This is a genomic window from Flavobacterium sp. ZB4P23 (genome assembly GCF_003970375.1).
Classification (GTDB): Bacteria; Bacteroidota; Bacteroidia; order Flavobacteriales; family Flavobacteriaceae; genus Flavobacterium.
In genome coordinates this window covers 159,795-181,831 of record NZ_RYDK01000008.1, presented here as the reverse complement: position 1 = coordinate 181,831, position 22,037 = coordinate 159,795, and the positions used below count along the sequence as shown (strand labels likewise).

Below are 22,037 nucleotides of genomic sequence, written 5' to 3'. Positions count from 1 at the left end.
TAAATGCATAATCATATTTTACTTTTTTTTCCATAAAAAATGCCCCAAATAGTGTCTAACTTTTTGGGGCATGTCCAAAATTTCTTTAGGGCTTTTTTTAGAACTACACCTTATCTAACTGTTCCATTTTAGAATAGAGAATCAACTAACTCCTAACTATTCACAAAGAATAGCTGTACTTTTGAACTTTAAATAAAATCCCTTCATTTTGAGAACCCTTTTAGATATAGAAAATTGGCCCAGAAAAGAACATTTTCATTTTTTTAGACAATTTGAAGAACCTTTTTTTGGAGCCACAGTCAAAATTGATTGTACGAAAGCTTATGCAGCTGCAAAAGCACTAAATTCTTCTTTTTTTAATTATTATTTACACCAAACATTAGTAGCGGTAAATACCATTGAATCTTTTAAGTATCGAGTTTCAGAGGACCAAATATATATTTGTGACCAAATTAATGCTTCAGCTACAATTGGTCGGGAGGACGGCACTTTCGGATTTTCTTTAATCGAATACAATGCTGATTTTGCAGTTTTCAAAACGACCTCCGCTACAGAGATTGCCCGCATTCAAACCACAACAGGACTTTTTACCCGAACCTTTGAGGAGGATAACGTGATCCATTTTTCAGCAATTCCGTGGCTGGATTTTTCCTCTTTATCCCATGCTAGAAGTTTTTCCTTTCCGGACAGCTGTCCAAAAATATCTTTTGGCAAAATGAAAGTCTCCCCTAGTGGCAAAAGAACCATGCCCTTGTCTGTTCATGTACATCATGGATTAATGGACGGTTTTCATCTGGGACAATTTGTGGATTGTTTTCAGGAATTGATGAATCAGTAGTGACTTATTTTTTTTAACTTTACTAAAAACTAAAATTATGCTATCTAAAAATATTGAAATTGCCCTAAACAAACAGATTCGCATTGAAGCAGAATCCTCGCAAACCTACCTTTCTATGGCGTGTTGGGCTGAAGTGAGCGGACTGGAAGGAATTGCTCAATTCATGTTTGCCCAATCTGACGAAGAGCGCCTGCACATGCTCAAATTAATCAAGTATGTAAATGAACGTGGTAGCCATGCAAAAATAACGGACTTAAAAGCCCCAAAAACTACTTATGAAACCTTCAAAGATATGTTTGAGGAACTTTATAAACATGAAATTTTTGTTTCGGATTCGATAAATGAGTTGGTACACATCACTTTCTCTGAAAAAGATTATGCCACACATAACTTTCTGCAATGGTATGTTGCCGAGCAAATTGAGGAAGAAGCGACCGCAAAATCTATTTTGGACAAAATCAACTTAATAGGAGATGACAAAGGCGGTTTATACTTATTTGACAGAGACTTACAACAAGTGGCGCTTGTCAAACCTGCTATTTAAATGTTAAAATTTATTTAGAACAGATAAAAATAACATACATTTGCCTTAGTTTTTAATTCTTTATAAAAATTGGAAAAGAAAAAAAAGGAAAAGAAAAAAAATCAAAAAGAAATCCTTAAAACCATTAAGATTGCAGAAAACTGCAAATCTAAATGTTGCAAAAAATTCAAAAAAGGGGAAGACAATCGCTGTAAGCGGTGTCCGTTGTTTGATTTATTAAAAAAAGTATCCTGATTCAAAACATAAATGCCCTCTGATACAGAGGGCATTATTTTATTGCTTCGTCTTGAAAAACCTATTTCCCTAAAAGCAAAACATCATCAACGACAACTTCAGTGATGTAGCGTTTTTCTCCATTTTTATCGTCATAACTTCTATGGGTTAATTTTCCTTCAATGGCAATTTCTTTTCCTTTGGTAACATATTTCTCTATGATTTCAGCCGTTTTTCCCCAAGCAACGAGTTTGTGCCATTGGGTTTCTTCTACTTTTTCTCCTTTGTCGTTTTTGTAGCTTTCATTTGTAGCTAAGGAAAAATTAGCTAGTTTTTTTCCTCCGTCAAATGATTTGATTTCCGGATCATTTCCTACATGTCCAATTAACTGTACTTTGTTTCTTAATGTGCTCATGGCGTATACTATTTAAATGTTAGTGTATGTTTGTTGAATTGGTCTTTCAAATCAACAGGGCAAAGATGCGATCATAGCTAAAAAGCATTCGGTTGTTAACTATTTACTTTCGGTTGTAACTATTTGTAACCGTTTGTAATTGGTAAATTTTAGCTATATTTGATAAAATCATTATTTCATGCAAGCCAAAATAAACAAAGTAGAGTTACGAAATCTAGCGATTGAAGACTATAAAGAGCTCAAAAAATCAATGGTAGAATCGTATCCGGAAATGGTTGGTTCCTATTGGAGAGAACATCATATTGAAAAATTATTGAGCATTTTTCCGGAAGGCCAACTCGTAATCTTAGTAGACGGCAAAGTTGTAGGCTCTGCATTATCGCTAATTGTGGATGAAAGCTTAGTAGACAAAAACCATAATTATTCTGATATAACAGGAAAATATACCTTTTCGACCCACAATCCACAAGGGGATGTCTTGTATGGAATAGATGTGTTTATTCATCCAAGCTACAGAGGACTCCGCTTGGGAAGACGTTTGTATGACGCCCGTAAAGAACTATGTGAACAATTGAATCTGAAAGCAATTGTTTTTGCCGGCAGGATTCCAAATTATGGGCAACACGCCAAAACCCTCACTCCTAAAAATTATATCGAAAAAGTAAAAAGAAAAGAGCTACACGACCCTGTGCTTTCTTTTCAGCTGAGCAATGATTTTCACGTAATCCGGGTCATGAAAAACTATCTGGAAGGCGATACCGATTCTAAAGAATTTGCCGTTTTACTAGAATGGAATAATATTTATTACGACGAAAGCCCTAAATTAATAAACCTCAAGAAAAGTGTCATCCGCCTGGGACTCGTTCAGTGGCAGATGCGCCAACTGAACAATCTGGAAGCTTTATTTGAACAATGTGAATTTTTTGTTGATGTCGTTTCCGGGTATGGCAGTGATTTTGCACTATTTCCAGAACTCTTTACCGCTCCGTTGATGGCGGATTACAATCATTTGTCCGAGGCAGAAGCCATCCGGGAATTAGCCAAACATTCAGAGCCTGTTCGCAAACGCTTTCAGGAGCTGGCCATTTCGTACAACATCAACATTATTACAGGAAGTATGCCTCATTTAGAAAACGGCACGCTTTACAATGTGGGTTTTTTATGCAAGAGAGACGGAACTTCAGAAATGTATGCCAAAATTCATGTTACTCCAAACGAAGTACAACACTGGGGGATGACTGGAGGATCACAAATTAAGACCTTTGATACCGATTGTGGTAAAATAGGCATCATGATTTGTTATGATGTTGAATTTCCGGAACTCTCTAGATTAATGGCAGATGAAGGCATGAATATTTTATTTGTACCGTTCTTAACAGATACTCAAAACGCCTATACCAGAGTCAAACATTGCGCACAAGCCAGAGCGATTGAAAACGAATGTTATGTAGCCATAGCAGGATGTGTAGGAAATCTTCCAAAGGTAAACAACATGGATATTCAATATGCGCAATCAGCAGTATTTACACCTTCTGATTTTGCTTTTCCAAGTAATGGAATCAAAGCCGAAGCAACCCCAAATACCGAGATGACACTCATTGTTGACGTAGATTTAGATTTACTGAAAGAGCTTCACGAGCACGGTAGCGTACGCATTCTAAAAGACCGTAGAACTGATTTATACGATATCAAAAAAATAAATCCATGACAAAAACCTGCTTAGAATGTGAAGATAAAATTGTAGGCCGTGAAGATAAAAAGTTTTGTAGTGACGGATGTCGCAACGCCTACAACAATAAAATGAACAAAGACAGCACTAATTTTATGCGCAACATCAACAATAAGTTGCGTAAAAATTACCGCATTCTAATTGAACTTAATCCCGATGGAAAATCAAAAACCACCCGCGCAAAATTATTAAGCAAAGGTTTTGATTTTGAATTTTTTACTAATATTCTGCGAACCAAAACAGGGAATACTTACTATTTCCTGTACGATCAGGGGTATTTAGTTTTAGACAATGAGTATTACATGCTAGTCAAAAAAGACATTTAACACCGCATCCAAATCCACTTACTTACCATGAAAAAAGATTATTTCTCCATTTTTGCCGGTTTGTTTATTTCAGTAACCCTAGCGTTAATCTACTTTACGATGATGCCGCAATGGACTTCCAATGATCAAGGGTCCCTTACTGAGTTTTCGACCCAAAGGGCTTTGAATCACATCAAATCCATTTCAAAAAAACCTCATTATGTAGGCTCCGACAATCATGATGTGGTCGCAAATTACCTCCTGAAAGAGCTAAAAAAGTTAGGACTGCAGACTTCTGTTCAAACCGGCTATACGCTAAGTGACTGGGGAAATCTTGTACAATCAAAAAACATCTTGGCTCGTATCAAAGGTTCTAATAGTTCCAAAGCCTTGTTGTTGCTTTCACACTATGACAGCGCACCCCATTCCTACTCGCCTGGAGCTAGTGATGCGGGTTCCGGTGTAGCTACAATTCTGGAAAGTGTTCGGGCTTTTTTATACAATAAAACCCCGCATAAAAACGATATTATTATTCTGTTTTCGGATGCAGAAGAGTTAGGACTTAATGGTGCTGCACTTTTTGTAACCCAACATCAATGGGCAAAACAAGTGGGACTGGTACTCAACTTTGAAGCCCGTGGTTCTTCCGGCCCCAGCTACATGCTGATGGAAACTAACAATGGAAATGCAGGATTAGTAAAAGAGTTTGCTGCTGCAAAAGCGACTTTTCCAGTATCTAATTCCTTGATGTACAGTATTTATAAAATGTTACCCAACGACACTGATTTGACCGTTTTTAGGGAACAAGGCGATATTCAGGGCTATAACTTTGCATTTATTGACGACCATTTTAACTACCATACCGCTCAGGATGACATCCAGCATTTAAACAAAAATACGCTGGCTCATCAGGGTTCATATTTAATGCCGTTGTTAAATTATTTTTCCAATACGGATTTAAATGCGGTGCAATCCAGTGAAGAGTATGTCTATTTTACCATTCCATACACTTTTATAAGCTATCCTTTCAGTTGGGTTTTGCCTATGGTTCTACTCGCCTTAGCGTTGTTTCTTTCGCTATTATTTATAGGAAGAGCCAAACGCCTTATATCAGCCCGAGAAATTGTAAAAGGATTCATTCCGCTGTTTGGTTCCCTGACGGCAACGGGAATAATTACCTTTTTTGGATGGAAAGGATTGCTGCTCATCTATCCTCAATACACGGATTTGCTGAACGGATTTACCTATAACGGACATGCTTACATAGCTGCTTTCGTACTGCTGGCTTTAGCAATAAGCATGGTCTTTTATCATTTATTTTCATGTCGTAAAGTCAACATCAATCATTATGTAGCGCCATTATTTATTTGGATTGGGATTAATGCTATCATAGCTTTTATGTTACCGGGAGCTGGATTCTTGATTATTCCGGTGTACTTTGGTCTATTCCTTTTTGGAGTTTTCATTGTCACTCAAAAATCAAGCGAAACATTAAATCTTATTTTTAGCATTCCTGCTTTGATCATTATAGCTCCTTTTATCCAAATGTTTCCTATCGGTTTAGGACTAAAGGTATTGTTTGGAAGTGCCCTTCTTACCGTATTGATGTTCGGATTATTGCTGCCTATTTTTGGGGCTTTCGCCAAAAAGGGAATCTGGTCTATACTCCTGCTTTTGCTTTCCATTGGCTTTTTTGCGAAAGCGCATTTAGAGTCGGGATACAAACCCGGAAAAGCGAAGTCAAATAGTTTATTATACCTCTATAATGCTGACACAGATCAAGCCTATTGGGCCACGTATGACACCAATCTCGATTCCTGGACCACAGGCTATTTGGGTGTAAACCCGAAAAAGGCAACCAATTTGAACGAAATTCCGTTGTTTAGCAAATACAATTCTGGTTTTACCTATGCTGCCAAAGCTCCTAAAAAAGCGATTCCGAAACCAACTATCGCATTTCTGGAAGACCGAATTATAGGAAATCAAAGACATGTCAAAATAAAAATTTCCCCGAACAGAAACGTTAATCGCTATGACATTTTTGCCAATGAAAAAATGATACTTCATAATTTAAAAGCGAATGGCGTGACTACACTAGGTCGGAAAAATTCAATTTACCAGCGAAAAGGAAAGAAGATATTGAGTTATTATGTGGTAGGAAACGCCCCTTTAGAATTGCAGTTTAGTTTTAATGCTGCAACTGCGTTCAACATGGAACTGTTAGAAAGTTCTTTTGACCTACTTTCAAATCCTTTATTTGAAATCACGAAAAGAGAAAACTGGATGATGCCAACCCCTTTTGTTTTGAACGATGCGGTTGTCATTAGGCAAAAAATAAAAGCGAGTCCGGTTGTTGTGAATACTTTGAATACTACTGTAACAAATCCTGTTGTAAAAGATAGTTTAGCAGTAGTGAAAGACAGTTTGAAAAAATTATGATGGAATTTCTTTAAGGTCACATTTTATGACCTTGAATAAATTTAAATTTATGAGAATGCACGGCCACCAATTGTAACCGCATATAAATTTGAAAATTACGATTGATTACAAAAAACGAAAATGACAAAAATTAGTGTTCTGGGTTGCGGATGGCTGGGTTTGCCTTTGGCGAAAGCCTTCCTTTCAAAAGGATTTTCCGTGAAGGGCTCGACGACTTCTACAGCGAAATTAGACGTATTGAAAAATGCCGGAATCGCTCCTTTCTTAATTGCGCTTTCAGAAAATAAAACCACAGGAAACCTTTCTGATTTTCTGGAAAATTCTAAAATTTTAATCATTGATGTCCCACCAAAACTTCGTGGTTTAGCGCAAGAAAACTTTGTTGCCAAGATTAGAAATATGATTCCATCTATCGAAAAATCTTCTGTTGAAAACGTACTTTTCATCAGTTCGACATCTGTTTATAATGATGAAGCTATTTTTGTTACTGAAGAAACTATCCCAAAACCGGATACGGAAAGCGGCAAACAATTACTGGAAACAGAACAGCTTTTGCAAAACAACAGTCATTTTAAAACGACGGTATTGCGTTTTGGCGGATTAATTGGCCAGGACCGCCATCCTGTAAAATTCTTGGCCGGCAGAGAAAATCTTGACAACCCTAATGCAACCATTAACTTAATTCATCAAGACGATTGTATTGGAATCATTGAAAAAATTATTGAAACGGATTCATGGAATGAAACCTTCAATGCAGTGGCTCCATTTCATCCTTCTCGAGAACAGTACTACACCCAAAAAGCGAAGGATCTGGATTTAGCTTTGCCAAAATTTAATTCTGAAGAAAATTCAACTGGAAAAATAATTTTGAGTGCTCGCATAGAAACGGTTTTAAAGTATACTTTTACGAAACCAAATTTGTAATGTGAGAACTAAAATTAAGAATGCCGTTTCGTCCAAAATAGACACTATTGGACTGCCAATTTTGGCTTTGTGTTGGGTCAGTTTTTTTTGGGGAACTACCTGGATTGCTTCTAAAGAGGGCGTGAAACACATGCCCGCCTTACAACTTGTCGCCATCAGACAATTTTTAGGAGGATTCCTGTATATTTCCTATTTTTTATTTAAAAAGGCGCCTTGGCCAAAGGGAAAACAATGGAAAACGATCATCATTCTAAGCATTCTTAATTTTGTTTTAAGCAACGGATTAAGCACTTGGGGCGTCAAGTATATCAGTAGTGGTCTAGGCGCAATTATTGGTGCTTGTGTCCCTTTATGGATTGTGATCATTACTTTTTTTAGAGGCGACCGATTATCCAGAGTATCAGTTGTGGGTTTGATTATCAGTTTCAGTGGGGTTTGTGTGATTTTTTACGACCACCTGAGTGATTTTTTGATTCCTAGTTTCAGATTTGGAATAATCATTTCCATAATTTCTACTTTAACTTGGGCTTTTGGCACCTTGTACACGAAGAAAAAAGCAGCCACTTTTAATCCGTATTTTAGTTTGGGACTGCAAATGTTTATTTCTAGTATTTTAGTTTTCGCCTACACTGGCGCAACTGGAATTTCCGTCAAATTAAGCGAAATTCCTGCTGCTTCCTGGTGGTCTATCGCTTATTTAGTTGTTTTTGGTTCCATACTTACTTTCATTGCCTTTATTTATGCTCTTCAAAATCTTCCTGCGGAGATCAGTAGTGTGTATTCCTATATCAACCCAATTATTGCCGTGATTTTAGGCGCAATAATCTTTGGGGAAACCCTCAATACTGCCATAGCCGTAGGAGGTGGCGTCACCTTATTTGGCTTGTATCTGGTGAATTATTCGCTGAGAAGAACCCGAAAAAACAGTATCAAAACAGAATAAAAAAAGTCCCATTTGCTCAGGCAAATGGGACTTTTTCATACTACAAGATAATTTTTATACCTGTATTTTTTTCTGGACTGAAGCTACGTATCTGTGTCATTCGACTAAGGAGAAATCACATCAGGATCATACTCTCGTGAATAATTTCTACCAGATTTTTACTCTCTTTTCTGGAGCAATGTACATGCCATCATTTTCTTTAATATCAAAGGCTTGATAAAACGTATCAATATTTTGCAAAGGCACATACGCACGGTACATTCCTGGAGAATGCGGATCTGTTTTCACTTGGTTTTTCAAGGCTTCATCACGCATTTTGGAACGCCAGATCGTTGACCAGGAAATAAAGAACCGTTGTTCCGGAGTATATCCATCGATTAATCCCGGGTTTCCGTTTGCTTTCAGGTACAATTGCAAACCATCATAAGCGGCATTTACGCCTCCTAAATCTCCAATGTTTTCACCAAGCGTGAATTTACCATCTACAAAAGTTCCTGGAATAGGTTGCAAAGCGCTGTATTGAGCTGCAAGCGCTCCTGTTAAAGCAGAGAATTGTTTCAAATCTTCAGCGGTCCACCAATCTACTAAGTTTCCGTCAGCATTGTAACGCGATCCCGAATCATCAAACCCATGTGAAATTTCATGCCCGATAACGGCTCCAATTCCACCATAATTTACGGCTTCATCTGCTTGATAATTATAAAAAGGCGGTTGCAAAATAGCTGCTGGAAATACAATTTCATTATTTGATGGGTTGAAATAGGCGTTCACCGTTTGTGGAGACATGCCCCATTTTTCTTTATCGACTGGCTTGTTCAATTCAGCTATGTTTTCTTCAAAACGCCATTTTGCCAAGTTTTTAACATTATCAAAATACGTTCCGCCTTCTTTTGGACTTTTAATGGTCAAGGCTGAATAATCTTTCCATTTGTCTGGATATCCAATTTTTATTCTTGATTTATGCAGTTTAGCAAGTGCACTTACCTTAGTTTCTGTAGACATCCAAGGCAAATTATTGATTCGGTTTTCGAAAGCAAGAAATATATTTTTGATCATTTTTTCCGCTTTGGCTTTGGCTTCAGCCGGAAACATTTTCTCTACATATAATTTTCCTAACGCTTCTCCAACCGTTCCGTTGATGGTTTGAAGTGCTCTTTCGTCACGTGGTCTTTGACTTACAGCGCCCGTCAGGGTTTTTCCGTAAAACTCCCAGTTTGCGTCTTCAATAGTAGTTGACAATTGACTTGATGCTCTGTTTAATAAAGTCCAACGCATGTATGCTTTCCAGTCTTCTACTTTATTTTCTTTGAAAATTGTTTCTAAAGCAGTCATATATTTAGGCTGCGACACTATCAAGGAATCCACTTTAGGCAATCCTATTTTTGTGAAATAATTATCCCAGTTGATTGAAGGCGTCAGTTTTTGTAAATCTTTAACCGTCATTGGGTTGTATGATTTACGACGGTCTCTTCTTTCTACTCTATCCAATCTTGGTTTAGACATGGCGATTTCAAGTGCCAGGATTTTTTCGGCATTCGCTTTAGCAACTACCGGAGTATCACCAAGGTACTGTAACATTTTAGCAACGTGAAGCACGTATTTAGCTCGTTTTTCTTTAGAGTCGGCATCTTCAGAAACATAATAATCTCTGTCTGGCAAACCTACGCTACCCAATCCTACATTAATTACATTTCTATTGCTGTTCTTTGCATCAGTGCCTACACTGGCTCCCACAAATCCAATACCGCCAATTGGCTCCATTTCAATTAATAATGCCTCTAGGTCTTTCGCATTTTTAACTGCGTTTATTTTTGTCAAATACGGCTTTAAAGGCGCTATCCCAAGCTTATTTCTTCCTATGGTATCTAATATCGACTGGTATAAATTAACGGCTTTCCCTTGATCAGTATTTGATTTATAACTCGGATTCTTAGTGGCTTCCTTCAAGATTGCCAAAGCATCGGCATCTGTTTTTTGACGCAATTCATCAAAACTTCCCCAACGGGTTCTATCAGCTGGAATTTCTGTATTATCCAACCATGTTCCATTCACATAGCGAAAAAAATCATTGTTGGGTTGTACATTCTTGTCCATGTGGTTCACATTGATTCCTGGCTCTTTCGCCACGGCTGTGTTCTGGGCTTGACTTACCGTAAAACCCATGATTGCAGGAATCACAAAAAGCAACTGCTTATTGATGTTCTTTTTCATTTTTAATATATATTTAGTTAGTTTTACAAAGCTATCAATAAAACTTTTAACTTCTTGTTAAATTTTATCCCAATAAGATTGTGTTAATTTGAATTAAAAACAAATTTCGTTTTCGTATTTTTGTATTAAAATAACATTATGTTACGAATTTTAAAAAAATACCGAATCTTTTTAGGCGTCTTCCTAGTTTTTTCTGCAGTCGTTTTATCCTTATTTTATTCGGCCTTAAAGCCAAAAAAAACACTTCCTATTTTTAATCCTTCTGATGTAAATCCGGAATTAGTAGACAGTACGATTCAGTATAAAAGTAAATACCATACCATTGCTGATTTTTCGTTTGTCAACCAAAACGGAAAAACCATCACCCAAAAAGACTATGAAGGAAAAATATATGTGGCTGATTTTTTCTTTACCACTTGCGGCTCCATTTGTCCAAAAATGAGCACCAATTTATCGGATATCCAGAAAGTTTTTGCCAATGATCCCAAGGTGAAGTTATTGTCGCATACTGTTTTTCCAGAGACGGACAGCGTTCCGGTTTTGAAGGCTTACGCCAAAAAATATAATGTAGATGCCTCAAAATGGAATTTAGTCACCGGCGATAAAAAAGAAATTTATGAGATGGCCAGAAAATCGTATTTGGCCGTTAAACTGGGAGAACCAAGCGAATTATACGACATGGTTCACACGGAAAATTTTGTATTGGTAGATACTAAAAAAAGAGTTCGTGGGTTTTATGACGGTACTAACAAAGAAGACATGAAACGATTAATCGACGACATTCGTTTTTTGAGTGCCGAATAAGATTAATTGACCTTTAATTTCTTCGCCTTTTCTGATAAATCCCATCCCAATCCATGCATTTTTTTTGTCTTAATTAAGGTTTAAATGTGATATTTATCATTTTTATTTGTATTAAAATGTGTATTTTTGCAATCTTAATTCAATCTAAATAAGGTTTGCAAACAACGATAAATTCTCTCAAAAAAGGCGAAAAGGCCATTATAAAAGACTTTGACATTGATACAGTTCCATTAAAATTATTGGAAATGGGTTGCTTACCGGGCAATCTGGTAGAATTACTTCAAATTGCTCCTTTTGGCGATCCTTTATATTTAAACATCAATGGTTCACACGTTGCTATCCGATTGGAAACTGCCCGTGAGATTGAAGTTGAAATACTAAAAACCAATTTATAATGACCAATCAAAATATCAATGTTGCTTTAATTGGAAATCCTAACACCGGAAAAACCTCTGTTTTTAATCAATTGACGGGTTTGAATCAACAAGTAGGGAATTACCCTGGAATTACCGTTGAAAAAAAGATGGGTTTTTGCAAATTACCCAATAACATCAAGGCTAATATCTTGGATTTACCGGGAACCTACAGCCTAAATGCCAGTTCGATTGATGAAAACGTTGTCATTGAATTATTACTGAATAAAAACGATAAATTATACCCTGATGTAGCCCTTGTAGTTACGGATGTGGAGAATCTAAAACGAAATTTATTACTTTTTACCCAAATAAAAGACCTTGAAATTCCAACCATATTAGTCATCAACATGGCCGATAGAATGAAATTCAAAGGAATTACGCTGGATATTCCGTATCTTGAAGCGCACTTAAAAACAAAAATTGCGCTGATCAGTTCGAGAAAAGGTTTTGGAATTGATGAACTAAAAAAATTGATAGTCAACTACAAATCCCTTTCGAATGAACCCTGCTTGAATGCCTCAAGCATTGATCCGGAATATTTTAATACTTTAAGAAAAACATTTCCCAACCAGCTCTTGTATAAATTATGGCTGGTCATTACTCAAGACGTCAATTTCCTGAATTTAGACCGAAATGAAATCCGAAATTCATTTACTAAATCGCATTCGGATCTAAAGCGTTTGCAACAAAAAGAAACCATAAAACGCTACCAATTCATCAATGACGTCTTGAAAACAGGATTAAAAGTCGATGAGACAATTGCTAAAGATTTTCGCAGCAAACTGGATCGCGTCCTGACTCACAAGATTTGGGGTTATGTGATTTTCTTCATGATTTTGTTTGTTATTTTTCAATCTATTTTCGAATGGTCTAAAATTCCTATGGATTTCATTGACGGTACCTTTGCTACATTAAGCGCTCTTGCTGCCGAGCAATTACCGGCCGGCGTTTTAACCAATTTAATTTCGCAGGGAATAATTCCTGGAATTGGAGGTATTTTGATCTTCATCCCTCAAATTGCTTTCCTATTTATGTTTATTTCAATTCTTGAAGAAAGCGGTTACATGAGCCGAGTTGTTTTCCTGATGGATAAAATTATGCGTAAATTTGGATTATCAGGAAAAAGTGTAGTCCCACTTATTTCCGGTACGGCCTGTGCGATTCCGGCAATTATGGCAACCCGAAACATTGAAAACTGGAAAGAACGATTGATCACCATCCTGGTCACCCCATTCACGACCTGCTCCGCCAGATTACCTGTTTATGCCATAATCATTGCTCTGGTAATTCCGGATACTCGTGTTTTGGGTTTTCTGAACATGCAAGGAATGACCTTGATGCTGTTGTATCTTTTGGGTTTTGGAACGGCTATTTTTTCAGCGTACATTTTGAATAAAATCCTTAAAATAAAAGGAAAAACATACTTTGTGGTAGAAATGCCCAATTATAAATTACCGCTTTTCAAAAACGTAGGTATTAATGTGATCGAAAAAACAAAAGCCTTTGTTTTTGGTGCCGGAAAAATCATACTGGCTATTTCTATAGTTTTATGGTTCTTAGCTTCGTACGGACCAGGAGAAAAATTCAATGATGCAGAAACCATTGTCACTGAAAACACCAAAAATAATCCGTTGCCTGAAGCTGAATTTGAGAATGCAGTGGCCTCCCAAAAACTGGAAAACTCTTATATCGGAATCATGGGAAAAGCCATTGAACCTGCTATTTCTCCTCTGGGTTACGACTGGAAAATAGGAATTGCCATCATCAGTTCCTTTGCCGCCAGGGAGGTTTTTGTGGGAACATTAGCCACTATTTACAGTGTGGGTGGTAGCGATAATGAAGTCACTATTAAAAATAAAATGGCTGCCGAGATTAATCCGGTTACCGGAGAAAAGGTTTTTAATTTTGCTTCCGGAATATCACTATTACTTTTTTATGCTTTTGCTTTGCAATGCGCCAGTACACTCGCCGTTACTAAAAAAGAAACCAATTCCTGGAAATGGCCGGCAGGACAATTGATCTTTATGTCCGGATTTGCGTATGTTGTTGCTTTAATTGCATACCAAATTTTAAAGTAATCACACACTACAATGGTTTTAAAATCACTCGTATGAGTGTGAGTGAAAAAAGCTAAAATTTAAAAAAATTAAAATGCAGATCTTAGCCTTTTGCCGTGCGATTTGATTACTTATTAAATAACTCCAAGTTGGATAAACAATTTGCGAATTAGCAGCAAAAGAAATTAAGAAGATCAAGCAAAATAGGATAAAGCACTTGGTTATACATGCTTTTAAGACTCATAAATTTAATTCCTTTATGAGAACTAAGTAATAGGAACGATATATTGTCACATATTATAATGTCAAACCTTCAATAAAGACTGAGGTTGAGTTAAAAACAAATACGACATTATTTTAATCTCATTACTTATATGTCAACAAAAGTTAAAATGTCAAATTTTTATTATTTTTAATTTGTCTAAATAAGATTTAGGTTCTACATTTGCAGTGTAGAATTAATCTAAATAAAAATGAAAAATATTATAATTATCGGCTCGCTATTAATTACGTCCGTTTTGTTTGCACAAGAAAAGGAACTTACAAAAACTCAAAAAGATAGTATTGAAAGTTTAAACGAAGTTATTATTACCACCGATGCGATCATTGGAAGTAAATTTAAAGCCAAAAATAAAGCCGGATCAACATATTTTATCTCTCCAAAAGAATTAAAAACCTTTAATTATGATGATGTTTCCAGGATTCTAAGAACCGTTCCCGGCATCAATATTCAGGAAGAAGAAGGGTTTGGACTCCGCCCAAATATTGGTATGAGAGGAACCAGCCCAGATCGTTCGAGTAAAATTACACTAATGGAGGATGGCGTTCTAATAGCACCTGCTCCTTATGCCGCTCCTGCCGCGTATTATTTCCCAACAGTAAACAGAATGCAGTCTTTCGAAATTGTAAAAGGAGGAAGTCAAATACAATACGGTCCTTATACTACCGGCGGCGCCATTAATATGGTTTCTACTCAAATCCCAAATCGTTTCAAAGCCCGAGTTGTAGCCAGCATTGGTAGTTTCAATACCAAAAAAACATACGTAAATATTGGAGATGAACGCAAAAATTTTGGTTACGTTTTAGAATACAACAACCGAAATTCAGACGGATTTAAAAAAATAGACAACAGTTCTAAAAACACCGGTTTTCAGGGAAATGATTATGTTGCTAAATTTAGAATTAATACGGATCTCGATGCCAAAATCTTTCAATCCTTAACCGCTAAAGTCCAGTTTGGCGAAGATTTTGCCAATGAAACTTACCTTGGTTTGACCGAAGACGATTACAACAAGAGTCCTTACAGAAGGTATGCCGGATCAAATGAAGATTATCTTGATACGGAGCACAAACAAATCATGTTGACCCATTTTATTCAACCCTCAAAAAATTTCAACATCACCACAAAGGCCTACAAGAATGATTTTGCCAGAAATTGGTATAAACTTGATGCCTTAAAACTTGGAACTACAAAAGTAGGAATCAATTCTATATTAATTGATCCAATAAAGTATAATGCGGAATATTTAGCTTTAACAGGAGCTAATAACACTGCTGATAATGCTTTATTAGTTAAAGCCAACAATAGGATGTACGAGGCCAAAGGAATCCAATCAGTAGCCAATTATAATTTTGCAACAGGAGCGCTGAAACACGATTTTGATTTTGGATTTCGCTACCACGAAGATTATGAAGATCGCTTTCAATGGGTTGACGGATACGCCATACAAAATGGAGTGATGAATAGAACTTCAAACGGAACTCCAGGCACAGATGCAAATAGGATTACAAACGCTGAAGCAATTGCCGCTCATGTGCTTTATACGATTACGTATGACAAATTTACGTTCTCGCCGGGAATCCGATATGAAAATATCAAGTTAGAATCCCTCAATTATGGGAGTAACGATATTACAAGAGCCGGCACCAGCTTAGTAAATGCAGATAACCGTTCTGATGTTTGGATACCGGGAATGGGAATTCTGTATAAAATAAATGAAGATTACAATGTGTTTACGAGTGTTCACAAAGGATTTTCACCTCCGGGCGCTAAAGTTGGAGAAGATGCTGAAAACAGTATCAACTCAGAACTGGGTTTTCGCTTTCAAAAAAATGCATTTTACGGAGAATTGATTGGTTATTACAATGATTTTTCTAATTTACAAGGTTCGGATAACATGTCCGGTGGCGGAACTGGAACTGGAGATTTATTCAATGCAGGTGCCGCAATCGTAAAGGGAATTGAATTTTTGGCCACGTATGAAATCCTGAACAATTCAGAAAAAGGATATAAACTACCGCTTAGCTTTTCCTATACTTTGACGGATACGAAATTAAATAGTAACTTTAACAGCCCAATATGGGGAAATGTAACACGTGGAGATGAGATTCCGTACATCGCCAAAAATCAATTTGCTCTGACTGCCGCTTTCGAAACAGAAAAATTCAATTTGGCCATCAGTGGAAAATATGTAGATGCGTTTAGAACATTGGCAGGAACGGGAACTATTCCGTCCCAAAACAAAGTAAACAATAATTTTATTGTAGATTTCTCAGCAAGATACCACCTTAGTCAAAAAGTGAGCCTGATGTCGAATATCATTAATTTAATGAATGAAAAGTATGCCGTTTCAAGAGTTCCTGCAGGATTAAGACCCGGAATGCCTTTTAACATCAATTTTGGAATTATGGCACAGTTGTAAAAAACTTTCTCATTAGTTTAACTCAAAAAAGCAACCTCTTTTGGTTGCTTTTTCTTATTTTTACAATATGGATATTCAAGAAATTTTAGCTTTTTTTGCCCTTGGAATAGCACTTGCTTTTTTGATTAAAAAATTCTTCCTCAAAAAGAAAAAATCAGATAAAAATTGTGGCAGTGGTGGTGATTGCGGCTGCCATTAAAATTTTATTTCGTATTTAAACGTTAAAAAAGAGCCCATGTAAAATGTTTGGTAGTAGTCTGAACTATCTTAAAAAACAATAAGTCTGTGCTTTCTTTAAAATATAAAAAAAGTACGATACTTTAATAGAATGAATTTTTAGACTCAATATCAACTGTTTACGTTTGTATGTTTTAGAAAATGTTTTCAAATTTGAACTTGTATCTAATTTGACTTTGAACATGATTTTAGTTTTATCCCTACAAAAATTGAAATTATGGTACTATTATGAATTAGTAATCCGTATGCGATTAGACCATCATAATTTTAACAAAAATCTGATATTTAAGTTATATATATTTAATCCCAATGAAAATATTTTTCATTTTGCTATAGTGATATGCAGTCATTCAGTAGTGATATAAAAAGTTATTTTAAATACCCAATTTTCACATAGTATTCACTCGGGTTGATTTTGACACCTTCTTTTGGATACGGAAGAACACTATAGTTTTTTATGTTTTTTTGCTTTTTAGGCAAATATTTAGAAAACCACTCTTTATTTTCTTTTTCGTTTTTCATCGAAAAAACCAATATCTTGTTTTCAATTAATTTTGAATCTTTGTAAACAGAAACGACTCCCGAAACTTCCCCTTCCCAAATACAAGTAACCCCTTCCGGACAACGGGAATCAGAAGAAATCGATTTTAGAACCAACTGAAATCCTTTTTGATTGGGGCATATTTTCTGATGTATTGTACTGTATTTGACCTTTTGGGATTTTGGGATTTGCGCCAAAACTGCACTGCTGATAATCATACAAAGGAATACTACTGACTTTTTCATAAACGCGGTTTAAAAGATAAAGCTACGCTTCTTTTTAATAACAAATGGCAAAAATTAAAAACCCTATCCCAAAGCCACATCCAGAACCATCATCACTATAAATCCGCCAACAAATCCCAGTGTGGCAATATCGGTATTTTTATCCTGTTGCGTTTCCGGTATCACTTCTTCCACAACTACAAAAATCATTGCGCCTGCTGCAAAAGCCAAAGCGTACGGTAAAATTGGGGTAAAAAACGTGACTGCAAAAGCGCCTAAAACAGCAGCAACAGGTTCTACCAAAGCTGATGATTGTCCGTACATAAAGCTTTTTCTTCTACTCATTCCCATACGCCGCAACGGCATGGCCACGGCAATACCTTCGGGGAAATTCTGAATTCCAATACCAATGGCCAAGGTAACAGCTCCCGCAATGGAAGCCTCCGGAATCCCGGCAGCCACTCCCCCAAAAAGAACCCCTACGGCCAATCCTTCAGGTATATTGTGCAGTGTAATTGCCGAAACCAGTAATGTAGTACGCTGCCAAGGCGATTTAATTCCCTCCGTAACTTTAAAATTAATGTGAAGATGTGGCAATACTTTATCAATCCCAAAAATAAACAAGGCACCAAGAAAAAAACCAAAAGCTGCGGGAATCACTTTTTGAAAACCTTCGCCGCCGGTCATTTCTATAGCTGGAGCCAATAAACTCCAAAAACTTGCAGCAACCATTACGCCCCCGGTAAATCCGAGCATTCCGTCCAGTACCGTCCGGTTCATGGTTTTAAACAAAAAAACAAACGAGGCTCCTAAAGCCGTAAGAAACCAAGTGAATAAACTCGCATACAAAGCGGCTAATATTGGGTCGATACTCGTAAAATAATCTACTACAGATTGAAACATAATTATTTGATGTATATATTACTGGCTATTTTATTTGAAACCGTTATTTCTTTTGTTCCAACCCGAATTCTCAAAGAGGAATCAAAACTTTCCTTTTCGATAATTTCAATTTGGGAACCCAAAGCGATTTCTTGTTTGTCTAAATATTTTAAAAAATCAGAAGATGTATCTTTGACACCCACACAAATCCCGATTTGGTTTTTCTCGAATTCAGAAAGCAGTTGTTTGTCTACTTTTATAATTCTTCCGTTAGCATCCGGAATCGGATCTCCATGTGGATCTTCAGTGGGATTTCCCAGAAAATCATCTAACTTATTGATGAGTTTTTCAGATTTGATGTGTTCCAATTGTTCCGCAAGATCATGCACTTCATCCCATGAAAAATCTAATTTTTCAACTAAAAAAGTTTCCCAAAGCCGGTGCTTTCGAACAATCATTTTAGCGGCTAATTGTCCCTGATCAGTAAGGGAAACACCTTGGTATTTGATGTAGTTGACTAACTCTTTTTCGGCGAGTTTCTTGAGCATATCGGTAACGGATGACGCCTTGATTTCTATTTTTTCGGCAATCGCATTGGTGCTGATATCCACCTCTGAAACTGCCGTAAGGTGGTAAATGGTCTTGAGATAATTTTCTTCTGAAAAGGTCATGCTATGTTTTTGAATACTCTTTTTAAATTTTAATACAAATCAATTTATTGATTTCTTCTTGAAGACTTCTCACTAAACCAATTAAGTTATTGATACAAATGTAATTAAAAAATTGGTTTTGCAAAATATAATTTTTAGTTTTGCCTAAATTTAATTTAAGCATTGTGAAAAAATTATGTTCATTATTAGTTTTCCTTATGTTTCACTTTGGCTACAGCCAAGAAAAAACAAATCTTTCTGGATTTATTTCATCAGAAAAAAAAGGGGTTTCGGAGGCTCGAGTTTTTTTAATTGGAACAAAATACGCCACCCAAACGGATAGTTTAGGAAATTACAGTATAGCGAATATTGCTGAAGGGAATTACAAAATACAAATTATTGCAGAAGGTTTTCAAACTTTAAAAAAGAATATAACGGTCAAAATTAATGAAAACACTATTCTGGATTTGGAACTTTCAAATAATGAAAACCAACTTAACGAAGTTGTGGTTTCCGGAACTTTAAAACCCGTAAAAAGACTGGAAAGTCCCGTTCCTGTCGAAGTTTATTCCCCAATATTTTTCAAGAAAAATCCAACAGCCAGTATTTATGAAGCATTACAGAATGTAAATGGTGTAAGACCACAGCTTAATTGTGGCGTTTGCAATACGGGCGACATCCATATTAATGGGCTTGAAGGTCCGTATACTTTGGTTCTAATTGACGGAATGCCCATCGTGAGCAGTTTATCGACGGTGTACGGATTATCTGGAATTCCAAATTCACTGGTCGAACGAATTGAAATCGTAAAAGGTCCCGCTTCGTCTCTATACGGTAGTGAGGCCGTTGGAGGTTTGATTAATATTATTACCAAAAATCCAACAAACGCTCCCCTATTCTCCGCAGATGTGTTTTCTACTTCTTGGTTGGAAACCAACCTTGATTTAGGAGTAAAAATCAATGTAGGCAAGAAAGCGACAGCTCTTTTGGGTTTAAATTATTTTAGCTACAATCAAAAAACAGACAACGATGGCGACAATTTTACTGATGTCACCCTTTCAGACCGAATTTCCCTTTTTCAAAAATGGACTTTCAACAGAAAAGAAAACCGTTTGTTCACTATTGCGGCGCGTGGGGTTTATGAAGACCGTTTTGGCGGCGATGTGCGTTGGGAGAAAAAACACCGTGGCGGAGACGAGATCTATGGCGAAAGCATTTATACAAAACGAGCGGAACTAATAGGAAGTTACCAATTGCCTTTTCAGGAAAAACTAATGCTTTCCTTTTCAGGAAATGTACATTTTCAAGACAGTCGCTACGGGACAACCAGTTATATTGCCAATCAAAAAATTGGTTTTGTACAACTAACTTGGGACAAGAAAACAGGGAGGAATGATTTACTAACCGGAATTGCTACCCGATACAATTATTACGATGACAATACACCGGCAACATTAAAACAGGGAAATAACAATCCCGAGAAAACCTGGCTGCCGGGAATTTTTGTTCAGGACGAAATTACATTTACCGAAAAACACAAGATACTCTTGGGACTGCGTTACGATTACAACTCGTTTCACGGAAGTATCTTGACGCCAAGAATTGCCTATAAATGGAAATTGAACGATAATAATATTATTCGACTGAACGCCGGAACAGGTTTTAGAGTGGTAAATTTATTTACCGAAGATCATGCTGCCTTGACTGGCGCTCGTGAAATTGTAATCGTAAATAATTTGAAGCCGGAACAATCCATCAATGCTAATTTGAATTATATTAAGAAAATAAATTTTGATAACGGAACCTTTATTGGCATTGAAACTTCCTTTTTCCATACCAGATTCAGCAATAAAATTGTTTCTGATTATGTTACTGATCCCAACCAAATCATTTATGACAACATCAATGGCTATGCGATAAGTCAAGGAATCAGTATGAATGTCGATTTCAATTTTCCTAATGGATTAAAAATTATCACCGGCGCTTCTTTGTTAGACAACAAAAACGTTCAAAATGGTCTAAAAGAAACACCTTTTCTAACCGAAAAATTTACTGCAACCTGGAGTGCTTCCTATAAAATTCAAGCTATCGATTTAAATATTGATTACACCGGAAATCTATACAGCCCTATGCGACTCCCACTTTTAAGCGCTTTAGATCCCCGTGCTCCAGAATCACCTTGGTACAGTTTACAAAACATTCAATTCACCTATTCTGGTTTACCTGATTTTGAAATTTATGTCGGAATTAAAAACCTGTTGAACTTTTTGCCTAAACAAAATAACCCGTTTTTAATTGCAAGAACAAATGATCCTTTTGATAAAAATGTAACCTACGACACAAACGGACAAGTATTGGCAACGCCTGAAAACCCGTATGGGTTGACATTTGACACGACGTACGTATATGGACCCAATCAAGGAATCAGAAGTTTTTTCGGACTTCGATATACCTTAAGATAATGAAAAAGATTTTTTATTTACTGTTGTTATTATGCTGCGGGATTCCCGCTGGATTTGCGCAGTTGCACTCCGTTTCATTCGAACAAATAGACAGTTTGCAAACGATCGAAAAGAGAAATACGATTGTTTTTATTCAAACCGATTGGTGCTCGTTTTGCCATGTGATGAAAAACACCACTTTTAAAAACGAGGAAATCATCAAGGAGCTTAACGCTGCTTTCTATTTTGCTAATTTTAATGCCGAAGAAAAACGAAGCATTGTTTTCAACAAAACCACTTTTCAATTCAAGCCCACGGGAAACAACTCCGGAACCCATGAGCTGGCCATCGCATTAGGAACAATAAATAAGCAAGTGAATTTTCCTGTTTTATGTGTTTTGAATAGTGAAAATGAGATTATTTTTCAGCACAGCGGCTACTTAAAGCCAAAAGAATTAAAGATGATTTTAGCCAAACTAAAAGAATAAAATTGTCTATTTTTGATGGAAATGTCAAATTCTC

Annotated in this window: 19 protein-coding genes; 14 read left to right on the top strand and 5 right to left on the bottom strand. The window is 36.5% G+C overall.

Annotated elements, in window-relative coordinates; all coding sequences use genetic code 11:
• Positions 1-208 precede the first annotated feature (208 nt).
• Both EKL99_RS13595 and EKL99_RS13590 read left to right on the top strand, forming a co-directional pair.
• On the top strand, positions 209-838 hold the full coding sequence (locus tag EKL99_RS13595; protein ID WP_126561401.1) for a chloramphenicol acetyltransferase: 630 nt from the start codon (positions 209-211) through the stop codon (positions 836-838).
• Between the two features lie 37 nt (positions 839-875).
• A complete protein-coding gene (locus EKL99_RS13590; protein WP_126457689.1) occupies positions 876-1,382 on the top strand; it encodes a ferritin in 507 nt (168 codons plus the stop codon).
• Positions 1,383-1,677: 295 nt separating this feature from the next.
• Here the strand turns inward: EKL99_RS13590 and EKL99_RS13585 are convergent, their stop codons facing one another.
• Positions 1,678-2,010 (bottom strand): single-stranded DNA-binding protein, encoded by a 333-nt coding sequence (locus EKL99_RS13585; protein ID WP_126452160.1) that lies wholly within the window; start codon positions 2,008-2,010, stop codon positions 1,678-1,680.
• Positions 2,011-2,188: 178 nt separating this feature from the next.
• Here EKL99_RS13585 and EKL99_RS13580 point away from each other — a divergent pair, with 178 nt between their 5' ends.
• The 5 genes from EKL99_RS13580 to EKL99_RS13560 all read left to right on the top strand — a co-directional run bounded on the left by EKL99_RS13580 (position 2,189) and on the right by EKL99_RS13560 (position 8,350).
• Positions 2,189-3,718, top strand: coding sequence for a bifunctional GNAT family N-acetyltransferase/carbon-nitrogen hydrolase family protein (locus tag EKL99_RS13580; RefSeq protein ID WP_126452162.1), 1,530 nt, complete (start codon positions 2,189-2,191; stop codon positions 3,716-3,718).
• The gene (locus tag EKL99_RS13575) at positions 3,715-4,065 is read left to right on the top strand and encodes a hypothetical protein (RefSeq protein ID WP_126577127.1); all 351 of its coding nucleotides are present in this window, start codon (positions 3,715-3,717) and stop codon (positions 4,063-4,065) included. The genes EKL99_RS13580 and EKL99_RS13575 overlap by 4 nt, the downstream gene beginning before the upstream one ends.
• Before the next feature lie 27 nt (positions 4,066-4,092).
• Positions 4,093-6,483 carry a M28 family peptidase gene (locus EKL99_RS13570; RefSeq protein WP_370453910.1) on the top strand — a complete coding sequence of 797 codons (2,391 nt, stop codon included), beginning with the start codon at positions 4,093-4,095 and terminating at the stop codon, positions 6,481-6,483.
• Between the two features lie 120 nt (positions 6,484-6,603).
• The gene (locus EKL99_RS13565; protein ID WP_126552761.1) at positions 6,604-7,407 is read left to right on the top strand and encodes an SDR family oxidoreductase; all 804 of its coding nucleotides are present in this window, start codon (positions 6,604-6,606) and stop codon (positions 7,405-7,407) included.
• 1 nt (position 7,408) lies between these two features.
• Positions 7,409-8,350 (top strand): DMT family transporter, encoded by a 942-nt coding sequence (locus tag EKL99_RS13560; protein WP_231507449.1) that lies wholly within the window; start codon positions 7,409-7,411, stop codon positions 8,348-8,350.
• 147 nt (positions 8,351-8,497) lie between these two features.
• On the opposite strand, the gene EKL99_RS13555 is transcribed toward EKL99_RS13560, so the two are convergent.
• Positions 8,498-10,561, bottom strand: coding sequence for a M13 family metallopeptidase (locus tag EKL99_RS13555; protein ID WP_126452174.1), 2,064 nt, complete (start codon positions 10,559-10,561; stop codon positions 8,498-8,500).
• Positions 10,562-10,699: 138 nt separating this feature from the next.
• On the opposite strand from EKL99_RS13555, the gene EKL99_RS13550 reads away from it, so the two are divergent.
• The 5 genes from EKL99_RS13550 (at position 10,700) to EKL99_RS13530 (ending at position 16,739) form a co-directional block, all read left to right on the top strand.
• Positions 10,700-11,365: an SCO family protein gene (locus EKL99_RS13550; RefSeq protein ID WP_126577126.1), complete on the top strand. Its 666-nt coding sequence runs from the start codon at positions 10,700-10,702 to the stop codon at positions 11,363-11,365.
• A 155-nt stretch (positions 11,366-11,520) separates the two neighbouring features.
• A complete protein-coding gene (locus tag EKL99_RS13545; protein ID WP_126457695.1) occupies positions 11,521-11,760 on the top strand; it encodes a FeoA family protein in 240 nt (79 codons plus the stop codon).
• Complete coding sequence (feoB, locus tag EKL99_RS13540; protein ID WP_126577125.1) at positions 11,760-13,859, top strand: ferrous iron transport protein B; 2,100 nt, start codon at positions 11,760-11,762, stop codon at positions 13,857-13,859. Before EKL99_RS13545 ends, feoB begins: the two co-directional genes overlap by 1 nt.
• A 452-nt stretch (positions 13,860-14,311) precedes the next feature.
• On the top strand, positions 14,312-16,540 hold the full coding sequence (locus tag EKL99_RS13535; protein WP_126577124.1) for a TonB-dependent receptor domain-containing protein: 2,229 nt from the start codon (positions 14,312-14,314) through the stop codon (positions 16,538-16,540).
• 67 nt (positions 16,541-16,607) lie between these two features.
• Positions 16,608-16,739, top strand: a complete 132-nt coding sequence (locus EKL99_RS13530) for a FeoB-associated Cys-rich membrane protein (protein WP_126457698.1) — start codon at positions 16,608-16,610, stop codon at positions 16,737-16,739.
• Positions 16,740-17,146: 407 nt separating this feature from the next.
• Here EKL99_RS13530 and EKL99_RS13525 read toward each other — a convergent pair whose 3' ends face one another.
• The 3 genes from EKL99_RS13525 to EKL99_RS13515 form a co-directional block, all read right to left on the bottom strand.
• Positions 17,147-17,563: a hypothetical protein gene (locus EKL99_RS13525; protein WP_126457699.1), complete on the bottom strand. Its 417-nt coding sequence runs from the start codon at positions 17,561-17,563 to the stop codon at positions 17,147-17,149.
• Positions 17,564-17,626: 63 nt separating this feature from the next.
• Entirely contained in the window at positions 17,627-18,445 is an 819-nt protein-coding gene (locus tag EKL99_RS13520) for a ZIP family metal transporter (protein ID WP_126457700.1), read from the bottom strand.
• Positions 18,446-18,447: 2 nt separating this feature from the next.
• A complete protein-coding gene (locus tag EKL99_RS13515) occupies positions 18,448-19,095 on the bottom strand; it encodes a metal-dependent transcriptional regulator (protein WP_126457701.1) in 648 nt (215 codons plus the stop codon).
• A 197-nt stretch (positions 19,096-19,292) separates the two neighbouring features.
• On the opposite strand from EKL99_RS13515, the gene EKL99_RS13510 reads away from it, so the two are divergent.
• Both EKL99_RS13510 and EKL99_RS13505 read left to right on the top strand, forming a co-directional pair.
• Entirely contained in the window at positions 19,293-21,536 is a 2,244-nt protein-coding gene (locus tag EKL99_RS13510) for a TonB-dependent receptor (RefSeq protein WP_126577130.1), read from the top strand.
• The gene (locus EKL99_RS13505; protein ID WP_126577123.1) at positions 21,536-22,003 is read left to right on the top strand and encodes a thioredoxin family protein; all 468 of its coding nucleotides are present in this window, start codon (positions 21,536-21,538) and stop codon (positions 22,001-22,003) included. The genes EKL99_RS13510 and EKL99_RS13505 overlap by 1 nt, the downstream gene beginning before the upstream one ends.
• The last annotated feature ends 34 nt before the right edge of the window (positions 22,004-22,037 follow it).